This window comes from Colwellia sp. TT2012, from assembly GCF_001440345.1.
Lineage (GTDB): Bacteria > Pseudomonadota > Gammaproteobacteria > Enterobacterales > Alteromonadaceae > Colwellia.
The window spans coordinates 63,202-82,068 of the sequence record NZ_LJYX01000014.1; the positions used below are offsets into that span (position 1 = coordinate 63,202).

At 38.3% G+C, this 18,867-nt stretch carries 16 protein-coding genes; 3 read left to right on the plus strand and 13 right to left on the minus strand.

Features of this window, described 5'->3' with window-relative positions:
* Positions 1-345: 345 nt before the first annotated feature.
* From ASU03_RS08290 to ASU03_RS08315, 6 genes are all read right to left on the minus strand, one after another.
* The gene (locus ASU03_RS08290; RefSeq protein ID WP_057831397.1) at positions 346-3,246 is read right to left on the minus strand and encodes a DUF349 domain-containing protein; all 2,901 of its coding nucleotides are present in this window, start codon (positions 3,244-3,246) and stop codon (positions 346-348) included.
* A 53-nt stretch (positions 3,247-3,299) separates the two neighbouring features.
* Positions 3,300-3,623 carry a YeaC family protein gene (locus tag ASU03_RS08295; protein WP_057831398.1) on the minus strand — a complete coding sequence of 108 codons (324 nt, stop codon included), beginning with the start codon at positions 3,621-3,623 and terminating at the stop codon, positions 3,300-3,302.
* A 77-nt stretch (positions 3,624-3,700) separates the two neighbouring features.
* Positions 3,701-4,030: a hypothetical protein gene (locus ASU03_RS08300; protein WP_057831399.1), complete on the minus strand. Its 330-nt coding sequence runs from the start codon at positions 4,028-4,030 to the stop codon at positions 3,701-3,703.
* A 539-nt stretch (positions 4,031-4,569) separates the two neighbouring features.
* Positions 4,570-6,129, minus strand: coding sequence for an alanine/glycine:cation symporter family protein (locus ASU03_RS08305; protein ID WP_057831400.1), 1,560 nt, complete (start codon positions 6,127-6,129; stop codon positions 4,570-4,572).
* Between the two features lie 180 nt (positions 6,130-6,309).
* On the minus strand, positions 6,310-7,452 hold the full coding sequence (locus ASU03_RS08310; protein ID WP_057831401.1) for a M14 family metallopeptidase: 1,143 nt from the start codon (positions 7,450-7,452) through the stop codon (positions 6,310-6,312).
* Between the two features lie 118 nt (positions 7,453-7,570).
* On the minus strand, positions 7,571-8,080 hold the full coding sequence (locus ASU03_RS08315) for a TlpA family protein disulfide reductase (RefSeq protein ID WP_057831402.1): 510 nt from the start codon (positions 8,078-8,080) through the stop codon (positions 7,571-7,573).
* 323 nt (positions 8,081-8,403) lie between these two features.
* Here ASU03_RS08315 and ASU03_RS08320 point away from each other — a divergent pair, with 323 nt between their 5' ends.
* Positions 8,404-8,754 (plus strand): hypothetical protein, encoded by a 351-nt coding sequence (locus ASU03_RS08320; protein ID WP_057831403.1) that lies wholly within the window; start codon positions 8,404-8,406, stop codon positions 8,752-8,754.
* A gap of 437 nt (positions 8,755-9,191) precedes the next feature.
* Positions 9,192-11,420: a M4 family metallopeptidase gene (locus ASU03_RS08325; RefSeq protein ID WP_057831404.1), complete on the plus strand. Its 2,229-nt coding sequence runs from the start codon at positions 9,192-9,194 to the stop codon at positions 11,418-11,420.
* Positions 11,421-11,601: 181 nt separating this feature from the next.
* Here ASU03_RS08325 and ASU03_RS08330 read toward each other — a convergent pair whose 3' ends face one another.
* The 7 genes from ASU03_RS08330 to ASU03_RS08360 form a co-directional block, all read right to left on the minus strand.
* Positions 11,602-11,874, minus strand: coding sequence for a hypothetical protein (locus ASU03_RS08330; RefSeq protein ID WP_057831405.1), 273 nt, complete (start codon positions 11,872-11,874; stop codon positions 11,602-11,604).
* 238 nt (positions 11,875-12,112) lie between these two features.
* Positions 12,113-12,412 carry a DUF1330 domain-containing protein gene (locus tag ASU03_RS08335; protein WP_057831406.1) on the minus strand — a complete coding sequence of 100 codons (300 nt, stop codon included), beginning with the start codon at positions 12,410-12,412 and terminating at the stop codon, positions 12,113-12,115.
* Between the two features lie 93 nt (positions 12,413-12,505).
* Positions 12,506-12,913, minus strand: coding sequence for a VOC family protein (locus tag ASU03_RS08340; RefSeq protein WP_231731534.1), 408 nt, complete (start codon positions 12,911-12,913; stop codon positions 12,506-12,508).
* A gap of 278 nt (positions 12,914-13,191) precedes the next feature.
* Entirely contained in the window at positions 13,192-14,601 is a 1,410-nt protein-coding gene (locus ASU03_RS08345) for a M20/M25/M40 family metallo-hydrolase (RefSeq protein ID WP_057831407.1), read from the minus strand.
* Positions 14,602-14,688: 87 nt separating this feature from the next.
* Positions 14,689-15,003: a hypothetical protein gene (locus ASU03_RS08350; protein WP_057831408.1), complete on the minus strand. Its 315-nt coding sequence runs from the start codon at positions 15,001-15,003 to the stop codon at positions 14,689-14,691.
* A gap of 218 nt (positions 15,004-15,221) precedes the next feature.
* The gene (locus ASU03_RS08355) at positions 15,222-15,554 is read right to left on the minus strand and encodes a hypothetical protein (protein ID WP_231731535.1); all 333 of its coding nucleotides are present in this window, start codon (positions 15,552-15,554) and stop codon (positions 15,222-15,224) included.
* A gap of 213 nt (positions 15,555-15,767) precedes the next feature.
* Entirely contained in the window at positions 15,768-16,337 is a 570-nt protein-coding gene (locus ASU03_RS08360) for a hypothetical protein (RefSeq protein ID WP_231731536.1), read from the minus strand.
* 472 nt (positions 16,338-16,809) lie between these two features.
* Between ASU03_RS08360 and ASU03_RS08365 the strand changes: the two genes are divergently transcribed.
* The gene (locus ASU03_RS08365) at positions 16,810-18,672 is read left to right on the plus strand and encodes a DEAD/DEAH box helicase (RefSeq protein ID WP_057831410.1); all 1,863 of its coding nucleotides are present in this window, start codon (positions 16,810-16,812) and stop codon (positions 18,670-18,672) included.
* The last annotated feature ends 195 nt before the right edge of the window (positions 18,673-18,867 follow it).

Below are 18,867 nucleotides of genomic sequence, written 5' to 3' on the forward strand. Positions count from 1 at the left end.
ATTAAATTAGTGCGGACAAGGAACTGGCTTTATAAACAAATTTAATTTAGCACGGTATTTATCTTTTAAGAAGCTCGAAAACAACTTTATATTGGGGTACCTAGCTGTTTCTCCTACTATTATGATTAAAGTCAATAAATAGCTAGCCTAGGTGTTAGTCACAAAGACGGAAATGAATAACATTGATTTTACTGGGGATTATAACAAGTGAAGTTACTGCTATATCCTATCGGGATATAAATTGACTGTTAAAAAAACAGTGTTCCTCATTAATGAGTAACACTGATTTTTAATTTTATGCTTTGGCTTTCCCTTAGTTCAGCAACTTTCTGGGTTTATTGCCCATTATCCCAATTGGCAATAAATGGCTTTTAATCGTGCAATTAACGGTAAATCACCTTCCGTAAGGATACCCAACATCAACCAATCGACCAGTAATTTACTGAGGTCAATATCGCTACCAGAAAGCATTTGCTCTTGCATTAATTGTACTTGAACTTTCATACGCTGTTCGCTAAGTGCTGCTGGCGATTCACTTTTGCCAAGTATTTCAATTTCTAAAGTCTTATCAAAGCGATGACCACCTTTAACTTGCTCTGATAACTTAACATGCTCTTGCCAACGTTTTTGCCAAAAGCTACTTAGTTTATTAACCATAGCCGACGCAGTTAAAGCCTCAACATCTTGATTGCTTTGAGCCTGTAAAGACATTAACTCAAACAAGTTTAACCAACCTTGTTGTTTATTAACTTGTCTATTACTTTTAATTAATTGCGCAACTTGTTTGATGATTTTTTCAAGACGAGCCACCACGACTTTAATAACGGGTTTATTAGCTATAACTTCGGTAAGTAGCGCTTCGGCCTGTTGCTCAATGTCTTGTAGGCTTTGCTTATTGTCTGGCTCTACTTCTTTATTAGCTGCTTGATCAGTGAATGAAATAAGTGACTCTGCTATTGTTGACACTTTTTCATCATATGCTTGCTGTTGATTAGATAACACCGCTTGTTGCTCTGATTTTAATGCTTTTCTTTTAGCAAATAACTCATCGTTAACGTGACGGAATTGTTGCCACAGTTGACTCTCTTGGTGATTGCCAGCAAAGCCAACACAACGCCACTTTTGTTGTAGTTTTTTAGCCGATTCAATGGCAACAAGCACATCTTCACTAACCAGTAGCGTTTGCGCTGTAACGATCAGTGCTTTTTTTTCTGTAGCGTTAGCGGCATGAAAGTCACTTATCGCCGCTTTTATCGGTGATATCGCATCTTTAAATTGCTGTTGTAATTTTTTATACTGGTTACGGTCAACATCACCCGCGTTATTCCATAACTGTTGTAAGGAATTCAACTTACCGTCTACTTTCTTAAAATCGACAGTTTGGCTCGCTTGTGTTTCACTTAATTCAACGACGAGAAGATCTGCTTTTTTCAATATTTGTTGGCGTTGTGCTAAATGCTGCTGACGTATTTTATCTTGCTCAGCATAGAATAATCGACAAGGGGCAAAAGCTTGTTCACAATGTTGGTTAAACTGCTCATTCAATTGTTTATCAATATCTTCATCGGCATGACCCAACGAATTCCATGTGCTGCGGTAGGCTTTAACTTTTTTGGCTTGTTCATTTGGATTATCAAGCGGTGTATCAACCAGTGCTTGCACTGCTAGTAATAATTCTTGCTTACGTGGCGTGGCGATATAGTGTTCCCAATCGCTAAGCTCAGTCATTTTTTCGCTAACTTGGTCAAAATCACGTTGCAGTTGTTGCTTTTGCTGTGCGGTTAACTGGTCAATATTCTCTTTTACGCCCTTAAATAAACCAAAGCAAACCTTAAATTTACCATTGTTAAGTAGACGTTTTATATCTTGTAGTTTTTTCTTATGCACAAAAAACAATTCTTTTTGCTGACTTTGTAAGGGTTTTAACCCCCCTTGCCAAGTACTGACTATTTGTTTTTGCGCTTGCACAATAGACTCAGGCAAAATGCCCGCCGTTTTTTGTTCGATTAAACGCCATGTTTTTAGCCAGTCATGATAGGTTTCTTGACGAGAATTTAACTCTTGCAATGATGTCGGCAAAGTAAGTTGCGATATTTTAGAGATTAAATTCGTCGCTTGGCTAACCGACTCGGCAATCTCAGGTATTTGACCTAAACGTTTAGTTAATTGCTTAACTTGTAAGATAAAGACTTGTTGCTCGTCTTTATTCAGAGCCGAGGCTTCAATAGCTGTATTTATCTGACCGAGCGAGCCTAAAAATTGTTCTTCATCCAGATTATCACTTGAAAATACTGCCGTTGTTATCGCTTGGCTAATGTGATTAAGCTGTTGGGTAAAAGCTTTTTTGTCTCGCTGTTTATCATGGGCTAGTTTATCGATAATAATTTTTTGCTGATAACTTTCAGCTTTGGTGATAAACAATTTTTCCAGATGGCTTATTATACCTTGGTACTTATCATTAAAAATGGTGCGTTCTTCGGCACTAAAAACTTCATGTTCAGGCTCAAGTACTTGCCATTCATCGATTAACCGTGACTTACGCTTTTTATATTCACCATAGTCTGCAACATCTTTTAGCGCTTGTAATTTCGCTAACACAAGTTGTATTTGTTTGGATAACTTTTGTGGTTTTTCAACAGCAGTTTGGATAGCGGTTAGCTTATCTTGAATCTGTTGAGCTAAAAGCTCATTACAAGCTTTTTTACTCAGTTTCTCTAATACTTTGCTGTCATCAACTTGGCTAAGTAAGTAAGTTTGAAACTCAGGATTTTGTTTTTGACTAAAGCTATGACTTAATAAATGCGTAGATGTTTTACGGGCACTAATTTGTTGATAAAGCGTAATCATAATTGCACTGTCTTGTTCGTGGGCTAGCCATGCTTCTAATAGAGCGGTGCCAAGTATAGGACTTTGCGCTTGTTTAGCTAATATATTCTGTTTCATCTCAGCGCAAAGCACAATCTTGTGATCGCTCGCTAAAATATCATGAACTTGTTTACCGGCAAATTGTTTTACTTTCGCTTGAGAGTTATGATGGCTCGCTTCTAGGTAACAGTCAAAAGAAGCCACTTTAATCAAGGCTGCACGGCGCACTAAATCACTGATATCTTGTTGAATGAGATCGGTTAAAATAGCCAGTTGTTCGCTGTTTTCCACGGATAACTCACTATTAATGGCCGTGATACGTACCGCTGCATCTTTATGTTGCCAATTGGCTTTTGTTTTAAAAAAGGAGGAGAAAATCATAGTTTATTTGGTTTCATTTCGTTGGAGAATAACAATGAAATTTAAGTACATACTTAAAGCTCATGGTTACTGAAATAAGCGATGTCCGCTTGGGTTGGTTTACTACAGCTTTTAACTTTTTCTTCTGGCTTATAACCAGAGAATTCGGCTTTTAACTGGCGTTTGTTTTTTTCAACTATATGACCATCAGGACCTATGGTAAGCATTTGATCACTTTCTAGGTGCCTAGCTTGATAGGCCATACTTAATTGTAAAGCCGTAGCGCGCTGGGCTTTGTCAACCACAGTACCCTCAGGCCACTTGCCCGTTTCCGCAGCACATTTTAAGCGTAAATACATGTCATTTGACATAGCGTCTATGGTGTTAAGTAAGTCCATCAGAATTCCGAAATCTAAGTAGTATTAATAGATAATTATTTAGTTATTGTGCTTTATTCGTTCTGCCTTAGCACAGCCTAGTTTGTTTTATGCTTGGTGAAGAGCAACATACAGCGGATGATTATGTAGAGAACAAAACCGAGCATGGTACTGGCAATAGCTAAGTCATGTTGCCAGCTACCTAATTCAACACTTTCCCAAAACATAAATAAGAAACCACCACAAAATAACAGCATGGCGATAAATGAGTAGTTCATTAAGCGTTGGGTTTTATTAATCAAGTCAACTCGATTAAGATTGGCAATTTTACCGGCATCAAGACCGGATAAATCCATGTTACAGTGATTACAGGCTTTTGCTTTATCAGATATTTTTTTCGAACAACCCGGACAATTAATAACGGCCATTTAACTACTCATGCAATGTATATATCGATGACTGGCAAGTGCCTTTAGAAAAGGCCTTTACCAGAAATTCGCTGGAATGTTGCTTAGTATACCTGACCTGTTGTGCTATTTCACTACGCAGAGAACAAAAGGCTTGATGTAGAATAACTTATAACTACGCCTATTTTAATTGTTCTAATGTCGCCCATGCCGTCTTATACCCGTTACCATTCAAGAGGCATGTTTCAGAGTGCTTGAGCAATTTCAATTCAAGGCGCTGTGATGAAATAATGGTTGTTCAGGAGAATATGCTCAGGATAATTGCTCCTGCATTATCTAATCAGGGACTCCTGTACCGTCTGCATTCTCTAATCACTTCTTTATGCTAAATGGTATTATTAATTAAAATATGAGCGTGTACGCGTCTCGCTTGTTTACTCAGCAATACTAGACTACAACAGAGCCAAATCATCACACATAAAAAAGCCGCTCAATAAGGAGCGGCTTTTCTTTATTAATGAGTTGAGTTCGTCCAGTTCAGATGAGTCAACTCAGAGCAGTTAACTTTCACTTTCTTTACTTGAGACTTGCGCCTTGCTTTCACTTTGCGCTTTAGCAAAACGCTCTTCCCAAAAAGTAGCATTGGTAATGCCTAACTTTTTCGGATCGAAGGTAAAGTTTTTAACTCCTGCTTTTTGTTGTGCTTCATAATCCTTTAACGCCTTTATCGCCGGTTTTGCCATAAAGAAGATAATAAGAATACCAATAATATTAAGCCAAGCCATCAAACCAACACCAATATCACCCATGCCCCAAGCCGCACTTGGCTGAGCTACTGTGCCATAAAATACCGCCGACATAAGAATGACTTTTAATACAAACCGTAAGGCTGGGATTTTAATGGTTCTGTTGATATAAGAAACATTGTTTTCGGCAATAAAGTAATAAGCAAGTATGGTGGTAAAAGCAAAGAAAAATAACGCAATGGCAATAAAAGGTTTACCGAAACCGGTTAACACACTATCCACTGCAATCTGAGTAAATGCTGGGCCGCTAATCACTATATCGGCGGCAAGATGTTGCACGATAAAAGGACTACTACCTTCAGGCATCAGATTGTATATTTCTCCAGGGATCATTACATTATAAGACTGAGTAATTAAAATCATAAAAGCGGTTGCCGAACAAACAAATAAGGTGTCAATATAAACCGAAAATGCTTGTACTAAACCTTGTTGTGCCGGATGTTCAACTTCGGCAGCAGCGGCAGCATGTGGACCTGTGCCCTGACCTGCTTCATTTGAATAAACACCACGTTTAACGCCCCAACCAATTGCAGCACCAAAACCCGCCATAGGTGTGAAAGCATCAGTGATGATTGACATAAAAATACTCGGTAAAATATCAATGTGCATACCAATAACAACACAAGCAATAATGATATAAGCTAACGCCATAAATGGCACAACAATTTGAGTAAAGTTGGCGATGCGTTTAACACCACCAAAAATGATAAAACCTAGGATTAACACAATAAAGGTCGCGGCATAAACTTTAGTTAAGGCAATATCACCTAAAAATGAAGGTACTGTGCCGCCGGTACCAAAGACATTAACCAAGGCATCACCAATACCGTTAGATTGAACTACGGGTAATAACACCCCACACGCAACGATAGTTGAAATAGCAAATATCCACGCATACCATTTTTGTCCCATGGCTTTTTCAATATAATACGCTGGACCACCACGGTAGACCCCGTCTTCTTCTTCTTTATAAATTTGTGCGTTAGTTGATTCAATGTAAGCGGTGGCGGCGCCAAAAAAAGCTACTACCCACATCCAAAAAACGGCCCCCGGGCCACCAAAACCAATGGCAGCAGCAACACCGGCAATATTACCGGTACCAACACGACCCGATAACGATACGGCTAGCGCTTGAAATGATGAAATGCCCTTCTCTGAGCTTTTACCCGAAAGCAATAAGCGAATCATTTCTTTAAATTGACGTACTTGGACAAAACGGGTGATTATTGAGAAAAATAAACCTGTACCTAAACACAAGTATATAAGCGCTGGGCTCCAAATGATGGCATTGATACTATTGACAAGATCTTGCACAGTTAACTCCTTTGATTGTTATTATTTTATTTAGCGATTTCTTCATATTGTATATTATTATTTTTTTATTTATGACTAAACCCCTTAGTCATAAACTATTCCCTTGAATAAAGAAAAGGCGAAGACCTTAATAAACGTGGTATTAAGAAATTCGCCTATGGCTTTATCAGTTATTACAGATTAACGTAAGTCGTCTACCATGTGGTACACGCCTGTTAAGAAGTCTCGTCCTAACAAACTACTGCGTTCATCAGACCAACCGACGCTGTAATCAGGTAACAGGTCATTATCTTTAAATGGCATTTCAATGGTATAAGCTAAACACTTAAATTGATTACCAACCCAGTTAGTGCCTACCGTTGGTAATGCTTTACCTGGTTCATCTTTATCATAACCGCGCTCATCTTGGAACTCTGGCGTGAGAGCTACCATGAATTTTTTAAATTTATCTTCAAGTGCTTTATGGCGGGCATCGTAATTAACAACACCTTCACAGCCAGCAACAAAGTTTACTGGTAGGGCTTCATCACCATGAACGTCTAAGAACATATCAACACCGACTTCAAGCATCTTTTTACGAACGAGGAAAACTTCTGGGCTGCGTTCCATGGTTGGCTCTAACCATTCACGGTTAAGATTGGCGCCACAAGCATTGGTACGTAAATTACCACGGACACTGCCATCTGGATTCATATTAGGCACAATATAGAATACGGTTTTGTTTAATAAAGCACGACCAACACCGTCATCTTCATCAAGTAATCGCTCTAACATGCCTTCGACAAACCATTCAGCCATGGTTTCACCCGGATGTTGACGAGCAGTGATCCAAATCTTACGTTTGCCCTCACCCTCTTCACCGATTTTTAATAAGGTCATGTCACGACCATCAAGGGTTTGTCCGAGCACTTGTAACTGACAATCAAGGTGCATTTGCGCGTTATGAACCAAGTCTTGGTGGCGTTCATAACTATAGGGGGCAAAATAGGCGAAATATACTGAGTCATATTCAGGCGTTAAGGTGATAGTAAGTTTTTCACCATCATATTGCGTTGGTACACGAAACCAATGTTCACGGTCATAAGAGGCAACCGCTTGATAATCTTCCCAGCCTTCTGTATAAGCTGATTTACCGGCATTATTTAAATGCATAACATGCTCTAGACGTTCGCCATTAGCGTTTAAGTCGGTTTGCAGTTTAAAGTGAAACCATTGGTAAAAATCAGACTGGTTGTCTTTTTTTATTTCTAGTTGAATATTGCTCGCATCAGATGCATCAATAACACGGATGTTACCGCTGTCGAAATTGTCTGTAATTTGCATAATAATTATTTCTTAATTTGCTTGGCTTAATTTACACGGTCTAGCGCCAATGAATAATTGAATAAGACAGTGTACACAAACGGCTAGCAGATCACTATATAGATTCCGCCAAAATATTTTACAATGAACGTAAATAAAGCCCTAACTCTGAAGAATATCCCATAGATTTACCAATAATCACATTTTCTTCACTTAAAACGTAATAACTGGGATATCCGCTGATTTCAAAAATTTGTTTTATCGCTTCATTACCCAAAGCAATAGGGAAAGTTAAGTGATGTTTGCTCGTAAACGCCATAACCTCTTTATTACTGGTAAAGTCCATGGCAATGGCGATAACCTCAAGCTGCTCATTCTTTTCATACAAGGCTTGCAAATTACCTATGCTGGCATGGCAGACCTGACACCAAGGCGCAAAGAAATACAAAATGGTGGTCTTGCCTTGGGCATTTAATGACACTGTCTCGCCCATCAAAGTCGGTACCTTATCAATATTGATACTTTGATTAGAGCTGACCACTTCGCTTAGCGGCGTATCTGTCGCCAACATACTGGTTTCTCGTAAAAAAGAAATGAGTTGAAAGGCCACTAAAAAAATAATGGCTTGAATAGCAAAACTGCGTAGCAAGGGGCATTCCTGAACTAAATAAAAGGGTATAGCTTAATAGACCCGACAAACATTCATTTTCTTTTGTAAAAGTTGGCTGACTTGGTAATTAAAGGACCTGTTAGCCGCTAGCATGAGTTTATTGAATGATTCATTATCCTAAGATATATAATGCTTACTTATTAGCAAACTTGGCCGTGTTTTAAGCTAAAAATCATCGGCTAATTACCAACGGAGGTAAGTTTAATTAGACTGATAACCTTTTAATAAGCTATTAAAAGTAGATTTGTTAATTAAATGTTTCTATTGTGTATCATGTGGGAAACAAAGCGGCTGGAGCCATTATGAAACCTTTTATCATGTTATTACTGTTATTTTCTAATACCTTATTTGCTGAAGACATTGCGATTAATGCCGTCAAGATGCACCCTAGAATAATTGAATTTTTATCAAATAAACCTTTATCGCAAAACTGGGTGAAATACAACCAGATGGACTTGGGTGGTGTATGTGGCTTCGCCGGCTGTCAATGGCGAAAACTGGTCTCATTAATCGTGACTTCAAAAAATGCTAACGCTTCATCTATTACCATCATTGCTTTGGTGAGTGGACAAAACCCAAGTAATATCAGTAGCACTACCGTTGAATTTGTTGAATTGACAAAACTAGCTAAAAACACCTTACATAAATATTAATCAATAAAAGTGCAAAATATTTAGCCTTAAAAAGTAATATTTCAGCACTATTATTAATTATCCCATCAATTTATCTTCAATAAATCTTAATAGTTTTGGTCTAAAACCAGTTTAAATTAGTTTGTAAATTTATTTTTTATTTGTTATTTATGCATAAGCAGTCAATATGCAACATTATTTCCGCAGCACCATGTGATTGATTAATAATCACTTTATCTATGTATACAATAGTCAATACATTATCGTACATATTTATTTACAACAACGAAGAAGATCAAAAATTAACCATTAATTAACACTTTGTTAACTTGTGCCAATTGATGCTACTTTGAAATAGTCAGCAAAAACTGATGATTAAAAATTAAAGGAAATAACTATTTAAAAAAACTCGTTGAAATACATGACTTTCAATGAACAATAAACTTATGGAGTATCAAATGTATAAAAATAATAAAGTTACTAAGTTATCCATAATGGTCGGCGCAGCACTTATTGCCTCAACCATGAATGTCTCAGCAACGACAGTAACGTCGATGAATATCAAAAACCAAACAGCAAATGGCGTACCTTCATTTGTTACTGGTGATCTTGGTAACATGACCGCCAGCTCTGCAGTACAGGCATTAAAAGACATTATTACTAGCCAAAGTGTATTTGGCGCGCAAGGAAATGAGAATTTTAAAATACATAGGCAATGGATTGATGAACTTGGCACAAGTCACACTCATTTTGATCAGACCATTAATGGGCTTAAGGTTTATGGCACCAGTATGATTATTCATGCAACCCCGAATGTCAGTGCTTTTAGCAACGGTAATGCTAGCAGTACGATTTATGGCTTAACTGGGCGTTTAGCACATAATAGTGATAATAACACCATGTCTATAATGAGTAGCAATAGTAACAATACCGGTGCTAAAAAAGCCCTCGCGGCAGCAAAAATCATTGGTAATACCTCTGACACTGCAGAGTTAGCTTATATATATTTACCTTTAACGGAAGAAACCAAATTAGCTTATCGATTAGAAGTATCTTGGGATTATGGTAATGATGACTTTGGTCGTGACTTTATCTATTTTGATGCCAATTCATTTGAAGTGTTAACTCGTGAACCACAGATACATTCAGCAAAGAATTGGCGCACTTATACCCTTAATGGCGGCTCAGCGAATTCGGCACCTGGAACTTTGTTATGCACAAATAATCAAAGTTGTGGCGGTAATGCTGCAGCGCAACGAGCACATGATGGCGCGGCAATAGTTTATGATTACTACCAGAGTAAATTTGGCAGAGACTCATTAGATAATAACGGCATGACCATGATTTCGAGTGTTGATATGGGCGTTGCTAATGCCTATTGGACCGGTACTCAAATGATGTATGGCCAAGCATCAAATGGTATGAACGACTTTACCGCTGATTTTGACATTATCGGTCATGAATTAACGCATGGTGTGACAGGTAATACTGCTAGATTAGTTTACGCAAACGCCTCAGGTGCACTTAATGAAGCATGGTCTGATATTTTAGGTCTTTCCGCTGAAGCGTATAAAAATGGCATTACCACTTCTACTTGGTTGTTAGGTGATGACCTTTATAATAACCAACCGGGGAAGGCTTTTCGCTATATGAATAACCCGACAAAAGATGGCTATTCAAAAGATTGGTGGCCTGAGCGTATCCCCTATGTAAGTAACCCAAACAATGGTAATGACCAAGGTGGTGTCCATGGTAATTCTGGTATAGCTAACTTAGCATATGTACTCTTAGTCGATGGTGGTACTCATCCTCGTAATAAATCAACAGCGCAAGTTCCTAGTATAGGTATGGCTAAATCGGAAAATATTTTCTATCGCGCATTAACTACGTACATGAACCAAAATACTAACTTTTCTGGAGCAAGAACTGCAACTGCACAGGCAGCACAAGATCTTTACGGCGCAACGGAAAAAGCAGCGGTAGAATGTGCTTGGGGCGCTGTAGGTGTGGGCAATACGGATGCCTGTTCAGGTGATACGACAAAGCCAGCGTATGAGTTACAAAATGGAGTTGCTAAAACAGGTATAGTTGGTACCGCCAAACAACAAATATTTTATACACTAGAAGTACCAGCCGGAGCAACAGAACTTAGCTTTAACACTTCAGGCGGTACCGGTGATGCGGATTTATTTGTTAAATTCGAGGCAAAACCTAGCTTATCAGTACAAGATTGTAAGAGTACTTCCAGCGGTAATACTGAAACGTGTACCATTACTAATGTGCAAACGGGCACTTACCATGTCATGGTTGAAGCATGGAGTGCTATTAGTGGCGTTAGTTTAACCGGCAGTTATACCAATGGTGACACAACAGGTGGTAATGAGCCTATCAATGATATACACCATAATATCTCGCTATCTCAGGGGCAATGGCAACATTATACCCAAGTATTACCTGCAGGTTATGCAAATATGACCATTAACATTTCTGGCGGTACTGGTGATGCAGATTTGTACATTCGACATGGCGCGCAATCAACGTCGACTCTTCATGATTGTCGTCCTTATCTAGATGGTAATACTGAAAGTTGTAGTTTCACCGCTCCAGCAGCAGGGACTTGGTATCTTGATGTTTATGGTTACCAAGCAGTTTCTGCTTTAACGCTAACATTACAAGCTAACCCATAACTGAACCCTTCCCTAAAACAATAACAGCAGCAATAAAACCGAGGGCCAATAATCGCTCTCGGTTTTTATATATTTTTAAGGTACTGCTCTACTTGTTGTTGAAAAAGTCGACTTACCACTACAACTAGCTCCAATAACGACGATACGTTGCATCTAGTTGCCTTAATAATATTCCATTTCACTATGATTTAGCTTTGATTTTAAAAACCTTTCTTATTAAGTTTGAAACTAAGAATGACACGACAAAGCCAACAACAAAATAAAGTACAACGGCTATAGTTGCGAGAGTTGATTCAACTGTTTGACCATTTTCAAGTAAACATTTAGCGGTAGCGTAATCAAACGAGCCGCCATTATCTAAACAATCGTCAACGATTAAAAAAGTATGTAACGCCCAAATGGCAAATAAACTGGTGAAAACCCCGACAAGTGTCGGCAGAACATTTCGATTCATATAGGTATAAAGACCTTAGCAAGGATTAAAAGACAATAAAGATGAACTGCGCATAGAATAACAGATAAAACTTAGCGGAGCCGTACTCGCGTGACATGTTACTCGTTATTTCATGTTGCGATTAGGTTTATAAAAGCTATTTATTTATCGCCAAATAGCCAAGGTAACGATGATTCTAATAATTGAGCGCTGTGTTTTATGCCCTTCACTTCACTGCCAAACTGCATTGTCTTCAGCACTATTTTTCATAGCTAGAGATTATAGTTGCGCTACCGACGGACTTTATAAAGAACTTTTCTTTAACGAGTAGATATTGAGGATCAGAGAAAAATCCGTCCATTTTTTCTTTGTTAGTAAAGTTTAGGGTAAAAACTCTGTTGATATCTGTATTTCCTTCTGAAATCAATACTTGAGAAACTTTAAAGTCATAACCGAAACGACCTTGATAATCTGCAAGCATAGGCTTCATTGCGGTTCGATAATCTTCATAGATAAGATCATCGAGAACATTCAAGCCGACTAAAATCTCATGTGACATATAAACTCCAAAAGTAGCAGTTAAGTGCTTATTCAAAACGGCTTTAACAATAATCCACTTTGTTTATGCAAGTAATATTTAAATTGATTACCCTTAGTGTTCCATATTTACTTTGTGTGCTGTATGCCATTCTTCAGCAGCCAAGAAACCAGCCATGTTTTTTATTTTGTCTAGGGTATATTGCATTAAAGCTTCATCCGTTTGCTCAAGATTAATGTCGAATTTACAAGGCTGATTAACATACCAAGGAGTATCAGTGAATATTTCAAAACGATTTCCTTCAGGATCTCTAAAATAAATTGACCATGCAGAGTCATGAGAAACCGTTTGAATACTAATATTTGTTGCTTGATTTAACGCAGAATTAAAGCCTATTAAAGCTGAAATAGACTCAACTCTAAAAGGTATATGATCTATAGGACTCTCAATGGAACGATGAGACTGTCTTGGATTTAAAACAATTTGATGATGTTCTTTAGGGCTGCGGCTTAAAAAGACCATAGCTTTTGCTCCAATACCTCTGTCAGTGACAACAAACCCTAAATGTTCAGTATAAAATTTTCCATCAAGTTAATCTCTTTTACATACAATTCCACATGACTTAAAAGCATATTTGAGAACTTTGTTTCATCTGCTGTTAACATAAATACCTTAATTTCCTAAGGCCTTAACAAAGGCTTTACCGGGGATGAATTAATATTAAGCGTAGTGAGACTCTGCCACGTTATTCACTGTCAATAGTCTAAGTGATTTCGTGGCATACTTTTTATTAAGCCTAACTACTTACCAAGAATACGCGTTTTAGCGTTAGCTGCCATATAGGCAAATACCGCATAAACTGCCACATTTTGACGTAACTTTTTCGGATCTATTTTATCCAGCGTATCATCAGCGGTGTGATGATAATCAAAATAGTCGCTACCATCTTGCGATAAACTAAAGGCTGGAATGTTAAACGGGCGAAATGGGATTAAATCTGGACCGCCACGTGCTGAGTTTTTAGCGAGGTACTCAACATCAAGAGATTTCATCATAGCGGCAATATCACTAACCAAGGGCAAGACACTGACGTGAACATTGGCATCAAATGCCCATATTTTACCGGCACCAAAGTCTGACTCTGCTGCCGCAACTATATTGGCTAGGCTTGCTTTATTCGCTTTAACATAAGCTTTCGCGCCCCATAAGCCAAATTCTTCTGCGGCAAACAATACCACACGAATACTGCGTTTAGGTTTACCTTTTGATACGGCTAGTTTTGCCGCAGCCATAGTTATAGCAACACCGGCGCCATCATCTAATGCGCCTGTGCCGAGATCCCAAGAGTCTAAGTGACCACCAATAAGTACATGCTGTTCAGGGTATTCACTGCCAGTAAATTCAGCAATAACATTATAAGATGTGCCCTCACCCATCGATTTTGCTTGTACCTTAATATTGATAATAACGGGTTTATCTAAAGCAATTAAACGATGTAATTGATCCGCATCGGCATTTGAAATGGCAGTAGTAACAATTTTGGTAACGCCTGCTTTATAATGACTGCCACCCGTATGAGCAAAGCGGTGATTAGCCGTGCTTACTGAGCGCATGACATAACCGACAGCACCTTTTTGTGCTGCGACAACAGCGCCATCTCTACGTGCCTGTACCGCTGGGCCGTAACCATTGCCATCGCGATTACGGTTCATGCGATAATTTATAAAAACAATTTTACCTTTTGCCGCATTGTCCGGCGCATTTTCTAATTCGGCTAAGGATTGAAATTCAATGACTTGTGCTTGAATACCGGCTTTAGGTGTACTTATACTATTACCTAGCGCTGTTATATGAAGCGCTTGCGGTGCTGGGCTAACAATAGCGGCTGACTCTGAGTAGCGAAGCCATTTAGGAAAAGTAGCCGGCTCTGTCCATACTTTGTCAAAACCCATGGCTTTAAACTTGGCTACTGCCCAAGCAACCGCAGCTTTATCTCCTGGGGTACCTGGCATTCTCGGGCCTACTTCAGTCGTTAACGACTCAACTAAACGCCAGGCAAGATCACTTTCTAAAGCCTGCAACTTTATCTGTTCAACTTGTGCTAATTGTTGCACAGAAAAGTTATCTGATTGAGCATAAGCTTGGCTAATATTAAAGCTTAATGTAGCAAAAAAGAGCCCGGATAACACAGAGATAAAACGATTATTCATAGAGTAAAGCCTACCGGTAGGTGAGTAAATATTCATCAAAATTTGATTGTTGATTTTATTGCTGAATCGGTTGTTGATAAACTCCGCTTAGCGTTTTTTCTTTTTCATATACATTACATCACGCGCTATAACCAGTAACTCCGGTGAAATATCGTCAGCACCACTTTTAATTAGCTTGCTGACATCACCCGAGGAAAATAGCGAACCACGCTCAGATTTCACCCCTAATGATCTAACAAAATCTTTAGTTTTACCTGTACTAGCGGTATCAATATACTTAAAGATAACTTGTTCATTAAAGCTTTTCGGCTCTTGCTTTAAGGTGGCAATGGTATTGCTAAGTGCTTTTATTTCTGACTCTAAGGTTACAATTAATTCGGCGGTATCTGTATATGGATTCATGAAATTATTCGACTCTTTTAGGATTAGCTGACCGTGTAAAATACAGCAAGTTTAAGATAGATGAGTATTAACCCGTTTGGTTTAATACCATTGTACAGTGAAAAAAACCGTGTAAATAGTGTAGTTTGCTTCAAATGGCATATTTATTGAAAACCAAAAGGATGCCATTAAGGAAAGAAATCTGAACAGCATGGCTTTTGGGCAAGTTAAGGGCTGAACTATGCAAGTGAACTTAGTGCCAGCTTGATCTCATATCTAACAGAATCTATAGCCTCTACAATTTTATCTACTGACAGCTGGTTAGTTGGCATTTCCTGCCAATGAGCTGACCAAACATTATAGAGTGTTTTTGCTTTATTTTTAACTTCATCATTAGTAAGCACAGCAAAAGCGCCTATTAGCCCGACGGTAATCCGCCCTTTTCTAGGGTTACCTGCTTTCATGTCATTATCATAATAAGCGGCATAAACTATCTGTTCTAAAGAGAATAGATTTAGCAAAATATGAAAACTAGCAGTCCTAATATTATTATTATTTTCAGAGACTTCCATACGCCAAACATTGTATGAAAAACCTATTAACGTAAATAATACGCTAAAGCCTACAGTCAGCAGATATAAATAATCTTTCTATAAATTTGATTATCCATAGTACATGTCCGTTTGATTGTCTTGTGTATGCCCAATATGGGCATGTTGTTTATTGAGATATATCAGCCTGAAAATCTTCAGTTTCAAAATATAATGGCGTTATCGTGCCACAATTTATAAATTTATAAATTTATATTGCAGTTCAATTTCTTTTGGTACTGGTGATGAGGTGTTAAAACAGCCAGCTTCTAGATCAATAGCCAATATATGAGCAAAACTTGGTGCCTGCTGAATTTTATGAATATACAGTTTATAGTTTTGTGATAATGAAACAACATCATATTGTTGATTTTTACTTGCCGGCTTAAGGTCATGCAAAGTACGAACATACAGTTTCTTATCAAAAGACAATGAAATATTTTCATACACTAACATGCCACCACGCTCAAAATGTCCTTCATATAAGTCAGCTTGTATAACCATCTTCTCGCCACGCATTAAGCGTTGTAAATTAAATGGTTTGGGCTTAATGGTAATGAATTGACTATCTCTGATCGTCTGTAATATCGCCAAATCTTTGTTAGCTAATTTATACAGTAATTGCACATTATGAGGTTTTCTATAAAGCGGTAAATGAGACGCATAAATAGTAGAGCCCCGATTCACTAAGACCATACCATGAACGCCCATATAAGCAGGATCTAATGGCGGTAATTCTTTAACGTCTTCCTCAGCAAAACTCATTTGATTTGACTTAACAGAACTAAAATAGTCAACAACATTTTTTTCATCAATAAATTCTCAGTATATATTTCGTTTGCATAGGAGTGAGAGATTAACACTAGAGTCAGCGAATGAATATTTAACCAAAGCTATTGCTAAAGCGCGCTACATAAAGCTAAAAGCTATCACTGCATCATATATCTTGGTCGAGATCATGGTAATAATTAGGCTATGTTGTAGTTTGGTGTTGTTGAGTAAACGAGCGAGACGCATAAACCCATCTATGGGGCTCCACACAAGCATTCATGCTTGTGAAGCTCGCTCTTATCACATCAGCAACACCTTCATTTAATCAGTGTGTTACATTATTGACACCAGTGTTCTACGACAGAGCCAATAATTAATGAAAATTAAAAATTGCCTTTAATTTTAGACTTAGCCACTATTTTGCTATTATATCGACTTTGCATTTACGATAAGGCAGCACCACTACGTGGCAGTTTTTCAACTTAGAGATTACCAAGAAGAAGCCGTTGCTGCGGTGCTCAAACACTTCCGAAAAACCAATGAATCTGCGGTGATTGTTTTACCTACGGGATCGGGTAAGAGTTTAGTGATTGCCGAGCTTGCTCGTTTAGCAAAACGAAAAATACTGGTGCTAACTCACGTTAAAGAATTGGTAGAGCAGAATCATCAAAAATACCAAACATATGGTGTAACTGCCGGTATTTATTCAGCGGGTTTAAAACTCAAAGAAACTCAACACCAGGTCACATTCGCCAGCATACAATCGGCAGCCCGAAACCTAAATGATTTCAGTGAGCCCTATTCATTAATTATTATTGACGAATGTCATCGAGTTAATCTGGCCAACCCAGAGACATCAAAAGCCGAATTAAATGCAGAGTTGAAAGGCAAGTCAAAAGACGAATCTAAAGACAAGTCAAACAGTAACCAATATCAACAAATCATCGAGAAATTGATGCAGGTTAATCCCGAGGTGAAATTATTGGGTTTAACCGCAACCCCTTATCGTTTAGGTACGGGCTGGATTTATCGAAAGCATTATCGAGGTTTCATCCGCAGTGAACAAAAACGGCCCTTTGAACACTGTATTTATGAACTACCTCTGCGCTACTTAATTAAACGCAAGTATTTAACCGAACCCAACTTAGTCGATGCCACCATCGAACACTATGACTTTAGTAGTCTTCGAGAAAATACCTCGGGCGAATATAGTCCTACAGAGATGAATAATTTATTAAATAAAAATCACCGGGTGACTAAAAGTATTATTGAACAGGTCATTGAGTTAGGCGATAAACGTCAAGGCATTATGATATTTGCGGCAACGGTTGATCATGCAAAAGAAATTTTTAGTTACTTACCCGCTAAACTGAGTGCCTTAATCACCGGCGCCACCGATAGCACTGAGCGCGATCGTTTAATTAAGGCATTCAAACGAAAAGAGATTAAATACCTGGTCAATGTTTCAGTATTAACCACTGGTTTTGATGCGCCCCATGTGGATATGATCGCGATATTACGGCCAACACAATCGGTTAGTCTCTATCAGCAAATTATCGGTCGTGGGCTGCGTTTGAGTGATAACAAAAAAGATTGTTTGGTCATTGACTATACCGGCAATGATTTTGACCTCTATCACCCCGAAGTGGGTGAGAAAAAGCCGAATAGCAAAAGCCAGCCGGTACAAGTCGTTTGCCCGAGTTGTCAATTTCCCAATATATTTTGGGGCATCTGTGATGATGACGGTTATTTAGTTGAGCATTACGGCCGACGATGCCAAGGACTTATAGATGATCTCTGTAACGCCCAAGCAAAAGAGAGCCAATGTGACTATCGCTTTGTCTTTAAAGAATGCCCGCACTGTGGTGGTGAAAATGATATTGCCGCGCGAACCTGTTTGCAGTGCTTCGAGCTATTAGTTGACCCCGATGACATGTTAAAAAAGGCACTGCAACTTAAAGATTCTAAAATTATACGCTGTGCCGGTCTTAGTTTAACCGAGGTCGCTGACAAAGGGGCTGGCAAATTAAAAATCACTTACCATGATGAAGAAGGTGCCGAGCTCAGTGAATCTTTTGACTTTGCTAAAGCTAATCAAATTAAAGCGTTCAATGATATTTTTTCTAAACGTCTGAGTATTAAAATTGGTGTGCAACTGGGTTCAACCGAGTCATTCGAAGTAAACAACCTACAACAAGCATTAAAGCTAGCTAACATCTTGCCTTGTCCTGACTTTGTCATTGCCAGAAAACAAAAATATTACTGGCGCATTAAAAGCAGAATTTTTGACTATCAAGGCCGCTACCGAAAAGCCAATGAACTTAAATAAGCTCAAATAATCAAGAAGAACTTACCCTGATTATTTTAAATTATTGCAAAAATTAACTTACTACATTGATAAAATATCGATAGAATTATCCATCGATATTTTTCTTCCATTAATAAATTTATCTAGGAGCACTGAGTGCCAACATCTTTACTTACGACTTCATCTAAGCCTTCACTTAAACAAGAATCAGACAAA